At 47.4% G+C, this 15,283-nt stretch carries 16 protein-coding genes and 1 pseudogene; 9 read left to right on the top strand and 8 right to left on the bottom strand.

Annotation, left to right across the window (positions count from 1 at the left end):
- Nucleotides 1–54 precede the first annotated feature (54 nt).
- The gene (locus QUA57_RS07615; RefSeq protein ID WP_333060190.1) at nucleotides 55–489 is read right to left on the bottom strand and encodes a hypothetical protein; all 435 of its coding nucleotides are present in this window, start codon (nucleotides 487–489) and stop codon (nucleotides 55–57) included.
- 421 nt (nucleotides 490–910) lie between these two features.
- The gene (locus QUA57_RS07610; protein ID WP_333060191.1) at nucleotides 911–1,927 is read right to left on the bottom strand and encodes an adenosine kinase; all 1,017 of its coding nucleotides are present in this window, start codon (nucleotides 1,925–1,927) and stop codon (nucleotides 911–913) included.
- A gap of 138 nt (nucleotides 1,928–2,065) precedes the next feature.
- Between QUA57_RS07610 and QUA57_RS07605 the strand changes: the two genes are divergently transcribed.
- The 4 genes from QUA57_RS07605 (at nucleotide 2,066) to QUA57_RS07590 (ending at nucleotide 5,395) form a co-directional block, all read left to right on the top strand.
- Complete coding sequence (locus tag QUA57_RS07605) at nucleotides 2,066–3,631, top strand: AAA family ATPase (protein WP_333060192.1); 1,566 nt, start codon at nucleotides 2,066–2,068, stop codon at nucleotides 3,629–3,631.
- A gap of 86 nt (nucleotides 3,632–3,717) precedes the next feature.
- Nucleotides 3,718–4,044: a hypothetical protein gene (locus tag QUA57_RS07600; protein WP_333060193.1), complete on the top strand. Its 327-nt coding sequence runs from the start codon at nucleotides 3,718–3,720 to the stop codon at nucleotides 4,042–4,044.
- A 181-nt stretch (nucleotides 4,045–4,225) separates the two neighbouring features.
- On the top strand, nucleotides 4,226–5,020 hold the full coding sequence (locus QUA57_RS07595) for a YdcF family protein (RefSeq protein WP_333060194.1): 795 nt from the start codon (nucleotides 4,226–4,228) through the stop codon (nucleotides 5,018–5,020).
- Between the two features lie 141 nt (nucleotides 5,021–5,161).
- A complete protein-coding gene (locus tag QUA57_RS07590; protein ID WP_172186607.1) occupies nucleotides 5,162–5,395 on the top strand; it encodes a hypothetical protein in 234 nt (77 codons plus the stop codon).
- 291 nt (nucleotides 5,396–5,686) lie between these two features.
- Here QUA57_RS07590 and QUA57_RS07585 read toward each other — a convergent pair whose 3' ends face one another.
- Nucleotides 5,687–5,920: a ferredoxin-thioredoxin reductase variable chain gene (locus tag QUA57_RS07585; RefSeq protein ID WP_006635793.1), complete on the bottom strand. Its 234-nt coding sequence runs from the start codon at nucleotides 5,918–5,920 to the stop codon at nucleotides 5,687–5,689.
- Nucleotides 5,921–6,196: 276 nt separating this feature from the next.
- Nucleotides 6,197–8,962, bottom strand: coding sequence for a DUF3536 domain-containing protein (locus tag QUA57_RS07580; protein ID WP_333060195.1), 2,766 nt, complete (start codon nucleotides 8,960–8,962; stop codon nucleotides 6,197–6,199).
- Between the two features lie 754 nt (nucleotides 8,963–9,716).
- Here QUA57_RS07580 and QUA57_RS07575 point away from each other — a divergent pair.
- From QUA57_RS07575 to QUA57_RS07555, 5 genes and pseudogenes are all read left to right on the top strand, one after another.
- Nucleotides 9,717–9,857: pseudogene (locus QUA57_RS07575) on the top strand (nucleotidyltransferase family protein); the annotation flags it as partial.
- Nucleotides 9,858–9,968: 111 nt separating this feature from the next.
- Entirely contained in the window at nucleotides 9,969–10,229 is a 261-nt protein-coding gene (locus tag QUA57_RS07570; protein ID WP_332984565.1) for a DUF4160 domain-containing protein, read from the top strand.
- Nucleotides 10,230–10,232: 3 nt separating this feature from the next.
- Nucleotides 10,233–10,514, top strand: a complete 282-nt coding sequence (locus QUA57_RS07565) for a DUF2442 domain-containing protein (protein ID WP_333060197.1) — start codon at nucleotides 10,233–10,235, stop codon at nucleotides 10,512–10,514.
- A gap of 55 nt (nucleotides 10,515–10,569) precedes the next feature.
- Complete coding sequence (locus QUA57_RS07560; protein WP_333060198.1) at nucleotides 10,570–11,067, top strand: DUF4365 domain-containing protein; 498 nt, start codon at nucleotides 10,570–10,572, stop codon at nucleotides 11,065–11,067.
- Nucleotides 11,064–11,606 (top strand): hypothetical protein, encoded by a 543-nt coding sequence (locus tag QUA57_RS07555; protein ID WP_333060199.1) that lies wholly within the window; start codon nucleotides 11,064–11,066, stop codon nucleotides 11,604–11,606. Before QUA57_RS07560 ends, QUA57_RS07555 begins: the two co-directional genes overlap by 4 nt.
- Before the next feature lie 9 nt (nucleotides 11,607–11,615).
- On the opposite strand, the gene QUA57_RS07550 is transcribed toward QUA57_RS07555, so the two are convergent.
- The 4 genes from QUA57_RS07550 to QUA57_RS07535 form a co-directional block, all read right to left on the bottom strand.
- Nucleotides 11,616–12,080 carry a GNAT family N-acetyltransferase gene (locus QUA57_RS07550; RefSeq protein ID WP_333060200.1) on the bottom strand — a complete coding sequence of 155 codons (465 nt, stop codon included), beginning with the start codon at nucleotides 12,078–12,080 and terminating at the stop codon, nucleotides 11,616–11,618.
- 145 nt (nucleotides 12,081–12,225) lie between these two features.
- Nucleotides 12,226–13,059, bottom strand: coding sequence for a class I SAM-dependent methyltransferase (locus QUA57_RS07545; RefSeq protein WP_333060201.1), 834 nt, complete (start codon nucleotides 13,057–13,059; stop codon nucleotides 12,226–12,228).
- The gene (locus tag QUA57_RS07540) at nucleotides 13,056–13,877 is read right to left on the bottom strand and encodes an alpha/beta hydrolase (RefSeq protein ID WP_333060202.1); all 822 of its coding nucleotides are present in this window, start codon (nucleotides 13,875–13,877) and stop codon (nucleotides 13,056–13,058) included. Before QUA57_RS07540 ends, QUA57_RS07545 begins: the two co-directional genes overlap by 4 nt.
- Before the next feature lie 32 nt (nucleotides 13,878–13,909).
- Nucleotides 13,910–15,109: an FAD-dependent monooxygenase gene (locus tag QUA57_RS07535; protein WP_333251024.1), complete on the bottom strand. Its 1,200-nt coding sequence runs from the start codon at nucleotides 15,107–15,109 to the stop codon at nucleotides 13,910–13,912.
- Nucleotides 15,110–15,283 lie beyond the last annotated feature (174 nt).

The raw sequence follows: 15,283 nt of genomic DNA, 5'->3' as shown, positions 1-15,283 counted from the left end.
TAAGGTTCGCACTACGCACCCTACATATAGTCTCTGCGCGTAAGTCCCGATCGCTCAATATCCCGAGTGCTCTAACGGCTGGATTTCAATATCTGGAGAAATCTTAATGGCGGCAATTCTGGCATTCTCAACTATCATATTTCCCATCATTGTATTGTGTACTGCCTCAAACTTAGATTCTGCTTCCGCAATTTCTTCGTAGTGTACAATCACATGATAATATTTATTAGTTGATTCTTCAGAATCGGAAATTTCCACGGCGAGCGAATCTATATTCTGAGACTCTTCTGCTTTCTCGCGATACTCTTCGGCTAAATGTTCTAGAGCGATCGCGATCGCGTGTTCTTTCGTTTCTCCGTAAAAATTCATGGTATCATCAGGGCGATCGCTTAGAGACGATGAAATCTGACAAACATACTGCCCGTTTGATTGAGCGCAAACGTCGATCGCAATTGTACCAGTAGTGCGATCGGGATTTATTTGGGTCATCTGAACCTCCCTATCTGATGAAATAAAGTTTAGGAATTACGTGCTAACTCTATCTGTAGAAAGCGCACGGTACACCTTACACCTACTTAGGGCTTGTTTAATAAGTTGGAAAAGTAAACACTCTATGGATTGTCTGACCCACAAAAGGTTGTCAGGCGCAAAAAAAAACAGCTAAAATAGGTCTGGCTGAATAAGTTATGGGCAATCAGGAGAGCAATTGATTGGTGATTCAAGCCCTATTTACTATCTCCGTGAACGATGTAGTTGTTAGCATTTCAAGTGCGGTTAATTAAGCTTTCACAGATTTTAACACCATCGCCCTTGCTCCATCTGCCTTCATCCCCGTTCATCTGCCTTTATCTGCGGTTCAAAAAAGAGCGATCGCCCTTACGCAAAAAAGTGCGATCGCCCATTTCAATTCCTAACCAGAAATTACCTCACTCAAAAGATGAGCCTGAGAACCCTCAAGCCGAGGCCCGTGAATCTGCACCACCCTAGAAGCCAAGAAATTGCCCCAGCGAGCCGCTTGTACAGAACTCAAACCGTTAGTAATTCCAAACAAAACACCCCCCGCAAAAGCATCGCCAGCACCCACAGTATCGATCGCCTTTACCGGAAATCCAGCCACATCCACAATCTGTTTGTTCTCTACCACCATGCAGCCTTTATCCCCATTAGTGATAAAAGCCAAATCCGAAATCTCGCTCATTTTCCGAGCGCACTCTTCCAAAGATTCTTCCTTAAAAAAGCTCCGAACTTCATCAGCATTGCAAAAAATTACATCGCAATATTCCGAAACCACCTTGTGAAAATCATCAGCAAAGCGATCGACTAAAAAGCCATCCGAAAAAGTAAAAGCCACCTTCACACCCAGACGCTTAGACTGTTCCATCGTCTCAATGCTAGCCTTTCTCGGATCGGGAGCATCCCAAAGATAACCCTCAACATAACTGTACTTGCAGTGACTCAGGCGATCGACATCAATATCCGTCGCCGCCAGAGTAGTAGAAACACCCAAATTAGTACACATGGTGCGTTCCGCATCCGGCGTAGTCAGCACTACACAAGTACCAGTGGGTTCCTTCGACGACTCAGCAGGATGCACGTTAAAATCAATCCCCGCCGCCAGCAAATCTTGCCGATAAAATTCCCCGTTAGTATCCTTAGCAACCTTGCCAGAATAATACGCTTTACCGCCACTTTGAGCCAAACCAATCATCGTATTTGCCGCCGAACCGCCCGATCGCATTTGCAGCGAATTGTGTTCTAAATCGTGCAAAATCCCCCCCTGCGTTTCCGAATTCATCAGCGTCATCCCGCCGCGATTCAGCCCGTGGCCGAGTACAAATTCATCTTCCACCAATGCTAGGATGTCTACCAGGGCATTTCCCACGCCAAACACATCCACGGAGCGGGAATCTTGATTGTTTTCTGTCATCAGTAATTTTTGGTTTACACTAATTATCAACTTTATAATAAATCGACTTCAACTCAACATCTATTTTCTTTAAGTTATCTTTATCTAAATCTCCAAGCCCAAATCGATCTAAGCTAAAATCCAAAATCTAAAATTGATATGACTGATACTTGTCTCCCACCTCTGATTCAGCAAATGTTGCAGCCCGGGTTTTACCCACATGGGGTGGCAGAACCAGTGCAGCTAATTCAGACTCATGCTTCCTTTGTTTTGCTGACAGGAGAGTATACTTACAAACTCAAAAAACCAGTCAACTTTGGCTTTTTGGACTATTCAACTGTGGAGAAAAGGCAGCATTTCTGCAACGAAGAATTGCTGCTGAACCGACGCACGGCTCCGGAAATTTATCTAAAAGTTTTGCCAATTATTCAAATTGGGGATTCGTTTCAATTTGGCAGCAACTTACCAGCACTAAAATCTACAGAAAATGCTGTAGAATATGTGCTAAAAATGCGGGAGTTTCCTCAAGATACGCTGTTGCTTAGTTTGTTGGAACGGGGACTGTTAACAGAGCAACTTATGGCAGACTTAGGGCGCGAAGTTGCCAACTTTCACAGCAGGGCAATTAGTAACAGCTACATTCGCACATTTGGCGAAGTCAGTCAGATTCGCACAGCAATAGATAACAATTACCGGATTTCGCAAAAATATATCGGCGGGCCGCAGACTCAGAGACAATATCAGGAAACTAAAGATTATACTGATGCTTTTTTTGCGACCAATCAAGAGTTATTTAACCTGCGGATTGCCAACAATAAAATTCGCGAGTGCCACGGAGATTTGCATTTGCGGAATATAGCATTCTGGCAAGATACAATATTGCTGTTTGACTGCATTGAATTTAACGAGCCTTTTCGCTTTGTTGATGTCATGTACGATGTGGCTTTTACAGTAATGGATCTGGAGTCGCGGGGGCGCAGAGACTTGGGCAATGCTTTTCTCAATACTTACATCGAACAAACAGGGGATTGGGAAGGACTGCAACTGTTGCCTTTGTATTTGAGCCGTCAAGCTTATGTTAGAGCGAAAGTAACTTCGTTAATGTTGGACGATGCCGCTATTTCAACTGCCCAAAAAGCAGAGATTTCACAGACAGCAGCTCATTACTATAAACTGGCTTGGCAATACACGCAACCGCGCCAAGGGAAGTTAACTTTGATGTCGGGTTTGTCAGGTTCTGGCAAGAGTACAGCAGCTCGATATTTGGCCCGCCACACAGGGGCAATTCACATTCGCTCGGATGCGGTTCGCAAACATTTAGGCGAAATTCCTTTAAATGAACGCGGCGGGCAAGATTTGTATTCGGATGAAATGACCGCGCAGACTTATGGTAGATTGTTAGAGTTGGGGATAGTGCTGGCTGACCGAGGTTGGGATGTGATTTTAGATGCAAAGTTCGATCGCCAAAACTGGAGAACCGATGCAATTAATCAGGCTCAATCCCACGGCTTGCCCCTGCAAATTATTTACTGCACCGCACCATTTGAAGTATTGCGAGAACGACTGCAACAGCGCAGGGGCGATATTGCCGACGCGACAGCCGAACTATTGAGTTCGCAGCAAGCAGCTTTTGAACCTTTTACAGAATTAGAGCAAATTTCTGTAAAGATTGTAGATACCGCCCAAGACTTAGAGGTACAATTAAACTTGATTTGTGGAGAGTAGTTGCAGAGCGATCGCCCTTGCGAATTGGATTGTCTGCTAATATTGTCAATATCTTTCTGTGTTATTACAAACACAACTTGCAGCTCATGCCAAAATTTACCGGAGACTCCAAGGGGTTTAGCCCCGCGCTGATATGGTTTGTGTTGTTTACCGTTGGGTTTCGCTTAGTAGGATGTTACCTGCCCGTGAGTCTCGGTCTTGGTGTCATCGGCGGTGTGGCAGCAGGTTTAATTGTCGCTTGGTGGCACAACGAACTACTACTCAACCCGAATATGCGTTCCAAGGATAAAAGCTCGGATGCTATCCTCAATAAAGAAGTAGTGGAAACCGAGAGCAAACTATATAGCAAAACCTCTAGGCGTGAAGCTCCTACATTGTTAGACTGGTTGTCGGGACCAGAGGATCGTCGCTAGCACCGAAAATAGTTTTTAGTATTGAGTTTTAAGCTTTAAGTTAAAGAGTTCACAATTCAAAACTCAATACTAAAAATTAACAACTCCCGCCACCTAAATTACTAATTACAGATTAGCGAGTAACGAGAGTCCATTACCAATTACCCATTACCGCTAACTAGCAATTTGAATTACTTGCTGAATGTTTGTATTTCTGTCGAAACTCCTGCCGCTGTTTATTTATCCTTTGGGATTGAGTTGCCTGTTAATGATGGCGGCTTTAATCACACTTTGGAAGCGTCCGAAATGGGCGGCGGTGCCAATTGCTGCGGCTCTAATTATTTTACTGCTCGGAAGTAGCGGTTGGGTTTCAAAATCGTTAGTTCGAGCGCTCGAATGGGAAAACTTACCAACCGCCGAACTCCCTCAAGCTGAAGCGATTATCGTCTTGGGCGGCGGTGTCAAAGCAGCTTTACCTCCCCGTCCTTGGGTAGAATTAGCGGAAGCGGGCGATCGAATAATCTACGGTTCCCGACTTTACCGGCAAGGCAAAGCTCCGCTGCTCATTCTCAGCGGCGGTAGAGTAGATTGGAAAGGCGGCGGGGCTCCCGAATCGGCAGACATGGCAGAAATTGCCCAAACAATGGGTGTACCGGCATCAGCAATTCTGCAAGACCCCGATTCACACAACACTTATCAAAATGCCGTCAACGTGCGGAAAATTTTAGATGCTAAAGGCATAAGAGGGCCGGTTTTGCTAGTGACATCGGCGATGCACATGACTCGATCGCTCTTAATTTTCAAGCGTCAAGGAATAAAAGCAATTCCCGCACCCACAGACTTCCAGATAACGCAGCAGGATATCGCAGCATCCCAAAACAATTGGCAAGCAGTCGCACTGGATTTATTGCCGGATACCTATCAGTTAAACCAGTCAACTAAAGCTTTGAAAGAATACATCGGCTTGATCGTTTATCGGCTGCGGGGATGGCTTTAACAGAATTTTAGATTGGGGATTTTGGATGGAAGAATTTAAGTAGTCTCAACGGTGAAGCCACTTCCCAAATCCAAAATTGATTCAGTGTGCTAGCTTAAAGTCATTAAAGCCAATATTAGCCACCGTCGCCCCCAAACAATCATGCTGCCCCACGAGTTGCAAAACATTGCCCCAGAACCGACTCCCGCGGCCGAAATTTTTCAGAGACACCAAATTGTCCGCGAGTTTTACGATGAAATTAAGTACCGTCAAGAACTAGAACTTCACTGCCAGTGGTATTACGCTACAGCCAAGCAGCATCAGCAGGAATTGCAGAAAATGCAGGGAGATTTGAATATCTTCGGTTGGTTTAGCCGCGGACGGTCGAAAAATTAAGGATTCAATAAAAAAGATGGTTTGTAGTAAGGACTGTAGCCCCGCCGATCGACTAAAAGCTACAGAAAAAACTGAAGTCCTGACTACAAACTGTACAACAGCTATATGACTCCCGCCCAAAAGCGGATACTTGCTTTCCTACAGGAGTCGCCATCGGCGCAAAATTTTAGACTCTAGTTCAAGCTTCCAGATTCATCTGTGGAGTAAATCTAAAATCTAAAATCTAAAATCTAAAATCGACTGACCGGATTTAATATTGTCTTTGACCTCCGGCTTCTACTTTGGAGACAGCTAGACTTCCGAAGATATCAATTCGACCTCATCCTCTTTCAGGTGAGCTCGAAATTTTTTGTCAAATTGTACTAGAATCGGCCAATTCGCACTGACAGGTCGGCCGTGCCATTCGTGAACGATCGCCACGACTTCTCCTTCCATACCCTTAATATCAAATGGTTGACTGCGATTTTCAGGGTGGTGGTAGACAACAACAGAGTTTTTAATGCAAACGCGATCGCCAACTTTCATAGACTTATATTTAGTGTTCTCTCTTCAAAACTCTGCAAAGCCTAGGGGTGCTTAACACTTGTAGGCTTTGCCGACAGTCTTCTTATCTTCCCACAAGTAGAGCGAAAACTTAAACAAAGTTGGCGGTTCCGTATCGCTGCTTCGATCCCCAGCCGCGATCCACGTCAGCCGAAATGTTGATGATTCTCGGTTGAACCCGCAGGCCCGATCGAGCTTTAAAGCTCGATCGGGCGGATTTTCAAGGGCGAGAATTGATTTGGTTTAATCGAAAAACAATCAATTTAACTGATTTAACCAACACTCAACATCAACGGCCAAGGTTTGACCCAACTCCAGCAACTGCCGGATCGAAGACAAGTCCCAGCCGACGCCGGAACCTGCAATCCCCAAGGCAACGGCAGCGACCACACTGTCGCCCGCCGAGGCATCTTGCAGTTGCAGCCAGCCCAAACACAGAGGCACAATTTGAGTGTACAGAGAATTGAAATACAGTTCCTGCGATCGATCCAGACACAAACCCAGACTCAGCCGATCGCCCACCGCAATCAAACGCTCGATCGTGCGGATATCAGCTTCTAAGTTGACAGGCGAGCGATCCTCCGCGCCCGATCCTGCTTGCAGCAGCGCCTCAAGCGATCGCCAAACCATCTTTTCCAAAATTTCCTTGACTTCGGGAACGTTCAACCGACAGCGGAGATGGCCGCTTTCAGTGGCGATCGCCTCAATTTCGGCCAGCAGCGGTTCCACATCCTCGGTTTCCTGTTCCAGGGCCTTGGCCGCCGTCAAACAGCGGTGTCCCAAAGCCACCTCAGCAGCCACCTGCAACTCTACCGGCACCTGCAACTCGTCGCGGTGGAACGCCATCATCACCCCGTAATTTTCGCGGTAAACCTGAGTGTAAAGCTGATCCAAGCGAGTCAAGTTTTCCTGACTCAGCAACTGCACGATCCGGTGGCGTTCCTCAGCAAACAAATCCCGCAAGCTAAAGGACTGATCCCCAAACAGCCGCACCATTTCCAGAATCGCGTGGGACGCGGAAGCTTCTTGCATAACTCCAAACAACCGCTCTTTGAGCATAGTGTAAGACCGGCGGCTGCCAAAAGGCTGAATGCAGCAGTGGAAGTCCCAGCCGCCGAGGTGCAACGCAGCAAACACAAAAATCTCTGTTTCCCGCGTAATTTCCGAGGTTAACTGCAATTGGCCCACAGCCAGAGTCATCGATCCCATGCGCTGAATTTGGAAATCTTGCTGCTCGGCCTGATAGCAGTAAACTCGCTGTTCGCGGGGATATTTGGCAAACAGAGAACTGATCGCGTAGTGGGCGGCCACTTGTCGGAGGCTAATTTGGGCTGTCACCACCAGTTGGCGGTAAACTTCTGCCCCTGTTTTAAAACAGTCAACGTTGCTGGGTACGAGGGCTAGTTGAGCGACAAAATCCTTTTCTAGCTGGACGCCGGTAACTTCGGCCGCCAATTCCAGCGCCCGGGCCGCGTAGCGCAGAATTTGCACGCCTTCTGGCCGCGAGATTTCTTCAAAAAACCAGCCGCAGCTAGTGAACATTAACAGGGCGTGGCGCTGCATTTCCAGCAGCCGCAGGGCGTCCACCTGTTCGGAGGCATCGAGTTCGCGCACTTGATGGCGTTGAAGGAAACTGTCAACATTAGTGGCTGATCGATCCCGGATAACCTCAATATATTCATCTCTGGCTTTCCATGGATCGCTAAACAGCTTGCGCCCCGCTTCTTCGTAAATCGGAATCAGCCGATCGCGCAGCCAATTGAGAGTATCCCGCAGAGGGCGGCGCCATTTTTGGTTCCACTCGCCGCCGCCACCGCAGCCGCAATCATCTTGCCAGCGATCGACCCCGTGAGAGCAACTCCAAGCCGTCACCGGTTTGAGTTCCACTTCCCAAGCGGGAGGATTTTGACTTAAATAATGAGCAAAATTTGTCACCGTCCAGCCTCGACGGGGAAACTCTTCTGTGAAGGCGTAGGCGAGGCATTTTTCAGTACCGTTTTTGTGGTGGCCGAAAGTTTCGCCGTCCGTCGCCACGCAGATTAATTGAGCCGGTCGGTGGTCTCCCCGTACTGCTTGACCCAAGCGCCCGGCCAAGTGGTGGCTGCTGCTGAGCACGTCATTGAAGCCCATATCCCGCGAGATCGGGCCATCGTAGAAAAAGATATCAATGTAGGGAGTGTTGGGAGGTGGGGCTTCGGTATTTTGCAAGTGCCTGCGGCCAAAATGGTGAGAGCTCAGCGGCGAGAGTTGGTGGTCGGCCAGCAACCGCATTTCTGGTTTCAAATAGCAGCGGTACGGGCGAGTCGGATCGATTTGGCCGCCGCCGACTTCGTGCCATTCGGAATTTGCGGTTGGTTCCCCTTCTTCGTTTTGCCCGATGAACGGGCGGCAGCGTTCTGCTTGGGAGGGGGCTAAGACAATGAAGCGGATGCCTTCGGCGACTAAAACTTCGAGGGTGGCGTAGTCTACGGCGGTTTCGGCGAGCCACATTCCTTCGGGATCGCGACCGAACCGCGATCGAAAATCTGCGATCCCCCAGCGAACTTGGCTGTATTTGTCTCGCTCGTTAGCCAGCGGCATGATGATGTGATTGTATACTTGGGCGATCGCGTTGCCGTGACCCAGCCGCTGACAGCTTTTGCGATCGGCTTCCAGAATCCGCTGGTAGACTTCCGTGTCGTAGCGTTCGAGCCAGCTCATCAGGGTCGGCCCGATGTTGAAGCTCATATACTCGTAGTTGTTGACGATCCCCGTGACTTCGCCGCGATCGTTGAGTATGCGGGCAAAGGCGTTGGGGCGGTAGCACTCGATGTCAATGCGTTCGTTCCAGTCGTGGGCGGGGGAGGCGCTGGCTTGGCGTTCGATCGCGTCCAGGTAAGGGTTTTCCCGGGGTGGCTGGTAAAAGTGACCGTGAACCGTCACGCAGACCCCAGTTGCTGCAGCCGCGGTGCTTTGGGTTGCAGCCGTTACGGTTGGCGAAGGCAAAGGTACCACATCAGATTGAGTTGTAGAAATCGAAATCATGCGATCGAATCCTCAAGTAGTTAAAGACAATAAAACCAGCCTAATTAGAGACTAAAACCTGACGCAGCAAGAGTTGCAGCTAGGCCTCTCTTGGGGCTAAATTTTTGCAGACAAGTTTTAATACATATGTAGTATTGCTAGCAAAGCATTCGTTCCAAGATGCCAACCGTCGATCCCTGGTTTTTTTGCCAATGCTTTGCTGTTGAAAGAGTTAAAAAAGGTAGCTTTTGCTGCTTTTTGGCACTTGCGACCCATTTCGGGTTAGTGCTTGCAGGCCTGCTCGTTGAGAGTTTCATTTACCTTGTTGGATTGTAAAGTCTTATTCATTAAATAGCAACTTTTCGCCGGAAAGATTTAATTTTTGGCAATAAATCTTAGCGGTTGTGGATATCGGTTTAATGCCCGATGGATTTATACAATAAGAGTTTTGCCCGAGTTTCGCATCATACTTTAGGTGCTTTTTACCTAAGTTCTGGAGAAGTTTGGCCAGTTGGGTTAGGGCGGGGCAGATTTGCTGCAAATGTACTTTCCAGAAGAGTTGTAACACTTGTGCGGAGTCAAAAGGCAACAAAAAAGGAAAACGGTAAGTGTTAGGTTTTAACTCCTCAGAGGTATGTCGGCGCGGAGGCTTGGGAGGAGGAGGAGGAGGGTTTGGACGAGAAGATGCTGCATTTGACGGGGAAGTTGGAGAGGCAATTTGCCGAGAGTGCCAAGTTAGAGGCGATGATTCCGGAAAATCTGCGGGGGTGGAGTTATGGGAATTGAGGAATTGCTGAAGTCCAAGCGCTCGGATATCCTGAGAATTGCTACTCACCCAGGCGCGTTAAATGTGCGCGTTTTTGGTTCGGTTGCCAGGGGTGAAGCAACAGCAGATAGCGAGGTAGATTTTTTAGTATAATTGGAACCAAAACGCACGTTTTAAGCAATATTAAAGAATGTATTGAGCGGATTTAGTCTTGCGAAATCTGGAAAAAGACGCCGAAAGAATTGTATAGGAGACAATCTAATGCCAGAGCTCAGCCGATTTTTAGGCATCATCATCACGATGTACTATAACGACCACCCGCCCCCGCACTTTCATGCCCGCTACAATCAACAAAAAGCCATCATTGATATCGAAACCCTCTCAATCCTAGAAGGCAAACTTTCCCCTCGCATCTTAGGATTAGTTGTAGAGTGGGCAGCCCTTCATCAAACAGAGCTCATGCAAAACTGGCAACTTGCCAGACTTCAAACACCATTAGAACCTATTGCCCCTTTGGAATAAACAATGCTCAAAGATATTAGCTCAGTTCAACCATTAGAAAACTATCAACTTCACCTCAAATTTGAAGATAACCAAGAGGGAGTAGTTGACATTAGCCAATTAATCGAATTTACCGGAATCTTCGCCCCACTGCAAGACTTGGCTTACTTTAACCAAGTCAAACTAAATCCAGAATGGGGGACAATTTACTGGGAAAATGGAGCAGATTTAGACCCCGATGTTCTCTACTCCATTGTCACTAACCAACCGATACAAATCAAGGAAACCATAACCAACATGATGTAATTTTATCTACGACTTAAAACCAACCAGGTTAACAAGAATAATCGCTACCTAAAAAGTGGATATCAACCAACAAAAAGAACAATTCAGCAACATCTACCTGCAAGCTGTCACCACCATTGCCGGCTATTCCCTCTACAAACCTTTCGTAGACGATGATAGCGTAGACTGGGGAGTAGCTGCGAAAGGCGGGACAGGCCCCATTAGAGCACCTCGCTTAGAATTGCAGTTAAAATCTACATCAAGAGATATCCAAGACAATCACTCCATCCGCTACCCCCTCAAGCTCAAAAACTACGACGACTTAAGAATGGATGACTTCGCCATTCCCCGAATTTTAGTTGTCGTTTTAATCCCCGAAACACCCGAAGACTGGTTAACCCAGTCGGAAACAGAACTCTGCATCAGAAACTGCGGATATTGGATCTCGCTGCGGGGAAAGCCAAAAACACAAAACACAAACGCTGTCACCGTCGCCATCCCCAGAATCAACCAATTTACAGTCGCCGCCCTTCAGTCAATTATGGAGGGAATTAGCCAAGGAGTTCAACCATGAAAGTCACCGTAAAAGATAGCCAAACTCTCGAAACTATCGAGCTAAATCAACTGAGAAATTACTTACACACTCACGGCTGGCATGAAGACCAACCTTTTTTAGATAATGCCACACTTTGGCACAAACCAACAGCCGATGCAGAAGAATTTGAAATATTGCTACCTAACCGGGAAAACCTGGGAGATTATGCAGCCCGCATCCGCGAGGCAATCCAAACCCTAGAACACGCAGAAAATCGCCCTCAAATTGAAATTTTAAGCGAACTGCTTACCAGCATTCCCAACACGATAATTCAGGGAATTGTTATGCAAATTCACACTCCCAACACCGACAAATTAAGTGGCGAAATAACTTTAATAGGCGTCATTGCTGACAAATTGCGGAAAATTCAAACCTCCCTCGCCGACAAAGATTACATCCTGGCGATTAAAGCTTATCAAGAACGCTTACCGATTCTCTGTAGCGGTGACTTAATCAAAGACAACAACGCCTTCATCCTCAAAAACCCCCACAACTTAACTCTCGATGAATTGTGGTAAAACTAAAAGTCACGCACAGTCTATCTTGCTCAATTGTAAATGATGCGTCGTATGCTGCCAATTGCGCTGAGTCTTGAATCCCAATTTTTGATAAAACCTGTCGGCTGCTGGCGTATCTGTTCGCAACGTCAATAACTGATAATGCTGACTGGCTTCGTAAATCAGCCGATCGACCAATAAACGCCCCACCCCCTTTCCCCGCCAAACTGACTCAACATACAAATGCCGCAATCGTCCAACTTTTGGATCGTTGAAATAAGGATCTCGATTCAAGCCGCAAATTCCGATCGCTCTTTCCTGCGATGACGCTATAAATAAAGCTTCACCAACCTTGTCGAAGCAGTTATAACCATTACGATAATCTCGAACCAGTCTTTCAACAAACTGAAAACCTTGGGACAGACTTTCCTCAATTAAATGGATAATTAATCCCTCATCAAACTCGGAAATTTTAGCGATGTGAATATGCTGCATACTTTGAAAAAAGATTTGTTAAGGATCGCGAACTAAATAATTTACACAAGGAAAGTGGGGTGGGCGTCCCGCCCGCCCTTTCTGGACGGGCGGGACGCCCATCCCACAAGAACCATCAAAATTGTAAGTTATTTAATTTTCATTCCTAAGTAAGGAGTGCATCGACTTGACCAGATTTATGGGTTCTGACAAAGAACATTGTGATATCGTTCCAATAACCTGCTGCGGTTGAAGCTTCATTTATTTCTGTAAAATATTCCAGCTTGCACTGCTGCCACTGTTCATCTGACCATTTCACATTTTGAAGCCCGAATGCACTCTTGGCATTGCCAGTCCACGCAGCTTCCGCATCTTGCAAGTAGAAGCCAAATTGCTCAGTCGTGATTTCGATGTCTTCAAACCCGATATTGTCAAGCATTTGGCAACACCTCTGCGGCGTTCCCAGTAACTCATTGGGATTCGGGATAGCAATACCGTATCTTTGTACTGCTTTCCGAAACAAGACAGACGCGGTAGGGGAGGTTTCTGCCAGACAGGAAAATGCAAGTAACCCTCTTGGTTTCAGAGCATTGTGCCATCGACGCAGCGATGTCGGAATATCTGTGAAGTAGACGATCGCCGACGAACACAAAATAACATCAAATTGGCTTTCCTGGAACTCTTGCTCGTCTGCATCCACTTTCTCAAACCTGATATTCGTCAGTCCCGAAACAGCGACTTTCTGCTCGGCTTGCAGCAGCATTCCCGAAGCAAAGTCAGTTCCCAAAACACGACCTGTGGAACCAACAGCAAAAGCTGCAGCAATCGCCGCTAAACCTGTTCCAGTAGCGACATCTAAAACTTGCTGACCGGGTTGTATTTTTGCGAACTCTACTAATCGGTTTGCAGCCCGTATATGAAGCTCTGTCTCGTAGTTTTGACGGTTGTTAAAGTCATTAAGAATTTGCTGTTTGTAGCTACTTAACGAGGAGTCATTCATATCGATTCTTTTCCCAAACAAATATCCAGTTCCCTAGCAAAGGCCTCTGGCGCATCCAGCATCAGCCAGTGTCCAGTATCGGGTAGCGTCGTTGTCGTCAGTGTGGGACGGAGGATGTGGAGGCTGAACGGAAAAGTGTTTGAGGGAGCAATAATGGCGTGGGCCCGCGTTCCAGGGGCTGCTAGGTAGCGATCGAGAGCATCAACAGCTTCAAAGGCAAACATCCCGCGAGACATTCCAGCCAGACAATCCTGTGGAGTCGCCGCCAAGCAAGCGAGAATCCGATCGCGCGTATCGGCCGTGCTTCCTGTCAGCGCCTCATTGAAGCTGTTTTCCACAGCAGCCGCCCAATCTTCCGTCTCCAGAGCCCTCTGGTAGGGAACGATGCGTTCCTCGTACACATCTGCAGGCACCTTGGTAAAATCTCCAGGTGGATCTGCCAGGATCAACTGCGCGATGCGCTGCGGTGCAGCGGCTGCTGTGGCGAGGGCAATACAGGCACCGAAACTGTGCCCGACGAGCACCACTCGATCGAGTCCCAGCCCATCCAGTACCGCCAAAACATCCGCTGCACAGGAGGCGGGCGCATAGTTGCCGTCCTCCGGCGGTGCAGAATCGCCGTGTCCCCGCATATCAAGGGCGATCGCGCGTCGGGTACGGGCGACACGGGCAAGCTGCGCCTCCCAGATACTCGCAGAAACCGCCATACCGTGCACGAACACCACCGGCAGCAGTTCCGACTCCGCAGCGGTGACAGGGGGGCTGGCTTCGATGATGTGAATAGTGCCGATCGGTCCTTTGATATTTGTCGATCGCATAAAATTTTCTCCTAATTGTGAATTTCCTCTTTTCACACAACCAATTTTACCTCTGTTACTCCTTGGCGCAATTCATACTGTCCTTTTACCCAAAATTGTTTAATGTTTTCACCCAAAAACGGAGCAGCTTGCATCATCAATAAACGCAATAATCCATTTTTTCGCAGTTGTTCGCCTTTCCACGCTTCTTGTGCTTGAAGTTGTTGGGCGCGAATAATTTCGGGTTCGCGTTCTGCCTGAATCCGCGATAATGCTAAGTCAATATCCTCGTAATTAGCCCCTGCTTTCAATAAAGGTATAAGGTGATTTGCGGCAACAATTACATCGCGCAAAGCCATGTTAATTCCTTGAGCGCGAACCGGAGACATGGGATGTGCAGCATCCCCCAAAAGTATGATTCCTGGTCGATGCCAGCGCGGACAGCGACCAACCACAACAGATAATCGCATCGGAGATTCGAGCGTATCGGCACAGTTGCGGAAATGTTCTGCCATCCACGCAGGCGATCGCGATGCGAAAGTTTCTGCCCAGTCTGTGTGTTTCCAATCGGTTTTGTCATCTGCCGATAGCACCCAAGCCAGATGAAGTTTTCCTGATTCTGCCCCATGAAAAACACTGAATCCGCTACCGCCATTCAGAATAGAATAAAATACATTATCTGCCACAAACCGAGGATGAGCGGCAAGTTTAAACCACAGAACATCTATACTATTCTGCTGTTTTACTAACTCTAATTCTGCACGCTGTCGTACAACCGAGTTTCTACCATCTGTACCAATCACAAGTGCAGCAGGAATCTCTCGCCCATCTCCTAGCTTTACACCCGCAATGCGATCGTTGCTGTACAGTAAATCTTTTACGGGAACACCTTGGATAAATTCAAACTCTGGATGCAACTGAGCTTCTGAAATTAGTGTTTCTAGCAAAGGCGGTTGCGATACCAGTGTACAAGGTCGATTTGATCCCATTGGCTCATCAACTCGAAATAGTTGCCGATCGCCCACAATGAACTCCCAGGCATCAATTTGTCGGTGTGGAACACCTTCTAGCATAGTGGATAAGCCCATTTGTGCGATCGCATCCAATCCGCTGGGCATTAACCCTTCACCGCGAAAGACTCGGTAGGAATCTTTTGCCGCCTCAACCAAGGTTACAGCAATACCTCGTTTCACCAGCAGTAAGGCAAGTGCCGCACCAGTTGGCCCCGATCCCACAATTACAACTTGCCTCATTGCCATTCCCCATTGCTTTTTAATGTATTTCCCCGCTTAATTTCCATCCTAAGAGATAAAGCGCTGCCGCAGCTCTTCATCAAGTAGCTTTCTCCACTGTATAGTCATTTCAAATAAGTATGAGACACTCTTTCTGCACAATAAGCACGAATAACTTCATCAAGAGATGTGCCA

The organism is Microcoleus sp. Pol7_B2 (assembly GCF_036701035.1).
Lineage (GTDB): Bacteria > Cyanobacteriota > Cyanobacteriia > Cyanobacteriales > Microcoleaceae > Microcoleus.
The sequence above is the reverse complement of the archived record's forward strand: the minus strand, read 5'-3'. Positions and strand labels throughout refer to the sequence as shown.

Bases quoted from the DNA above. Each gene is read 5' to 3' on its own strand.
- QUA57_RS07615 (WP_333060190.1), bottom strand. From the start codon at position 489: ATGACCCAAATAAATCCCGATCGCACTACTGGTACAATTGCGATCGAC.
- QUA57_RS07610 (WP_333060191.1), bottom strand. From the start codon at position 1,927: ATGACAGAAAACAATCAAGATTCCCGCTCCGTGGATGTGTTTGGCGTG.
- QUA57_RS07605 (WP_333060192.1), top strand. From the start codon at position 2,066: ATGACTGATACTTGTCTCCCACCTCTGATTCAGCAAATGTTGCAGCCC.
- QUA57_RS07600 (WP_333060193.1), top strand. From the start codon at position 3,718: ATGCCAAAATTTACCGGAGACTCCAAGGGGTTTAGCCCCGCGCTGATA.
- QUA57_RS07595 (WP_333060194.1), top strand. From the start codon at position 4,226: ATGTTTGTATTTCTGTCGAAACTCCTGCCGCTGTTTATTTATCCTTTG.
- QUA57_RS07590 (WP_172186607.1), top strand. From the start codon at position 5,162: ATGCTGCCCCACGAGTTGCAAAACATTGCCCCAGAACCGACTCCCGCG.
- QUA57_RS07585 (WP_006635793.1), bottom strand. From the start codon at position 5,920: ATGAAAGTTGGCGATCGCGTTTGCATTAAAAACTCTGTTGTTGTCTAC.
- QUA57_RS07580 (WP_333060195.1), bottom strand. From the start codon at position 8,962: ATGATTTCGATTTCTACAACTCAATCTGATGTGGTACCTTTGCCTTCG.
- QUA57_RS07570 (WP_332984565.1), top strand. From the start codon at position 9,969: ATGCCAGAGCTCAGCCGATTTTTAGGCATCATCATCACGATGTACTAT.
- QUA57_RS07565 (WP_333060197.1), top strand. From the start codon at position 10,233: ATGCTCAAAGATATTAGCTCAGTTCAACCATTAGAAAACTATCAACTT.
- QUA57_RS07555 (WP_333060199.1), top strand. From the start codon at position 11,064: ATGAAAGTCACCGTAAAAGATAGCCAAACTCTCGAAACTATCGAGCTA.
- QUA57_RS07550 (WP_333060200.1), bottom strand. From the start codon at position 12,080: ATGCAGCATATTCACATCGCTAAAATTTCCGAGTTTGATGAGGGATTA.
- QUA57_RS07545 (WP_333060201.1), bottom strand. From the start codon at position 13,059: ATGAATGACTCCTCGTTAAGTAGCTACAAACAGCAAATTCTTAATGAC.
- QUA57_RS07540 (WP_333060202.1), bottom strand. From the start codon at position 13,877: ATGCGATCGACAAATATCAAAGGACCGATCGGCACTATTCACATCATC.
- QUA57_RS07535 (WP_333251024.1), bottom strand. From the start codon at position 15,109: ATGAGGCAAGTTGTAATTGTGGGATCGGGGCCAACTGGTGCGGCACTT.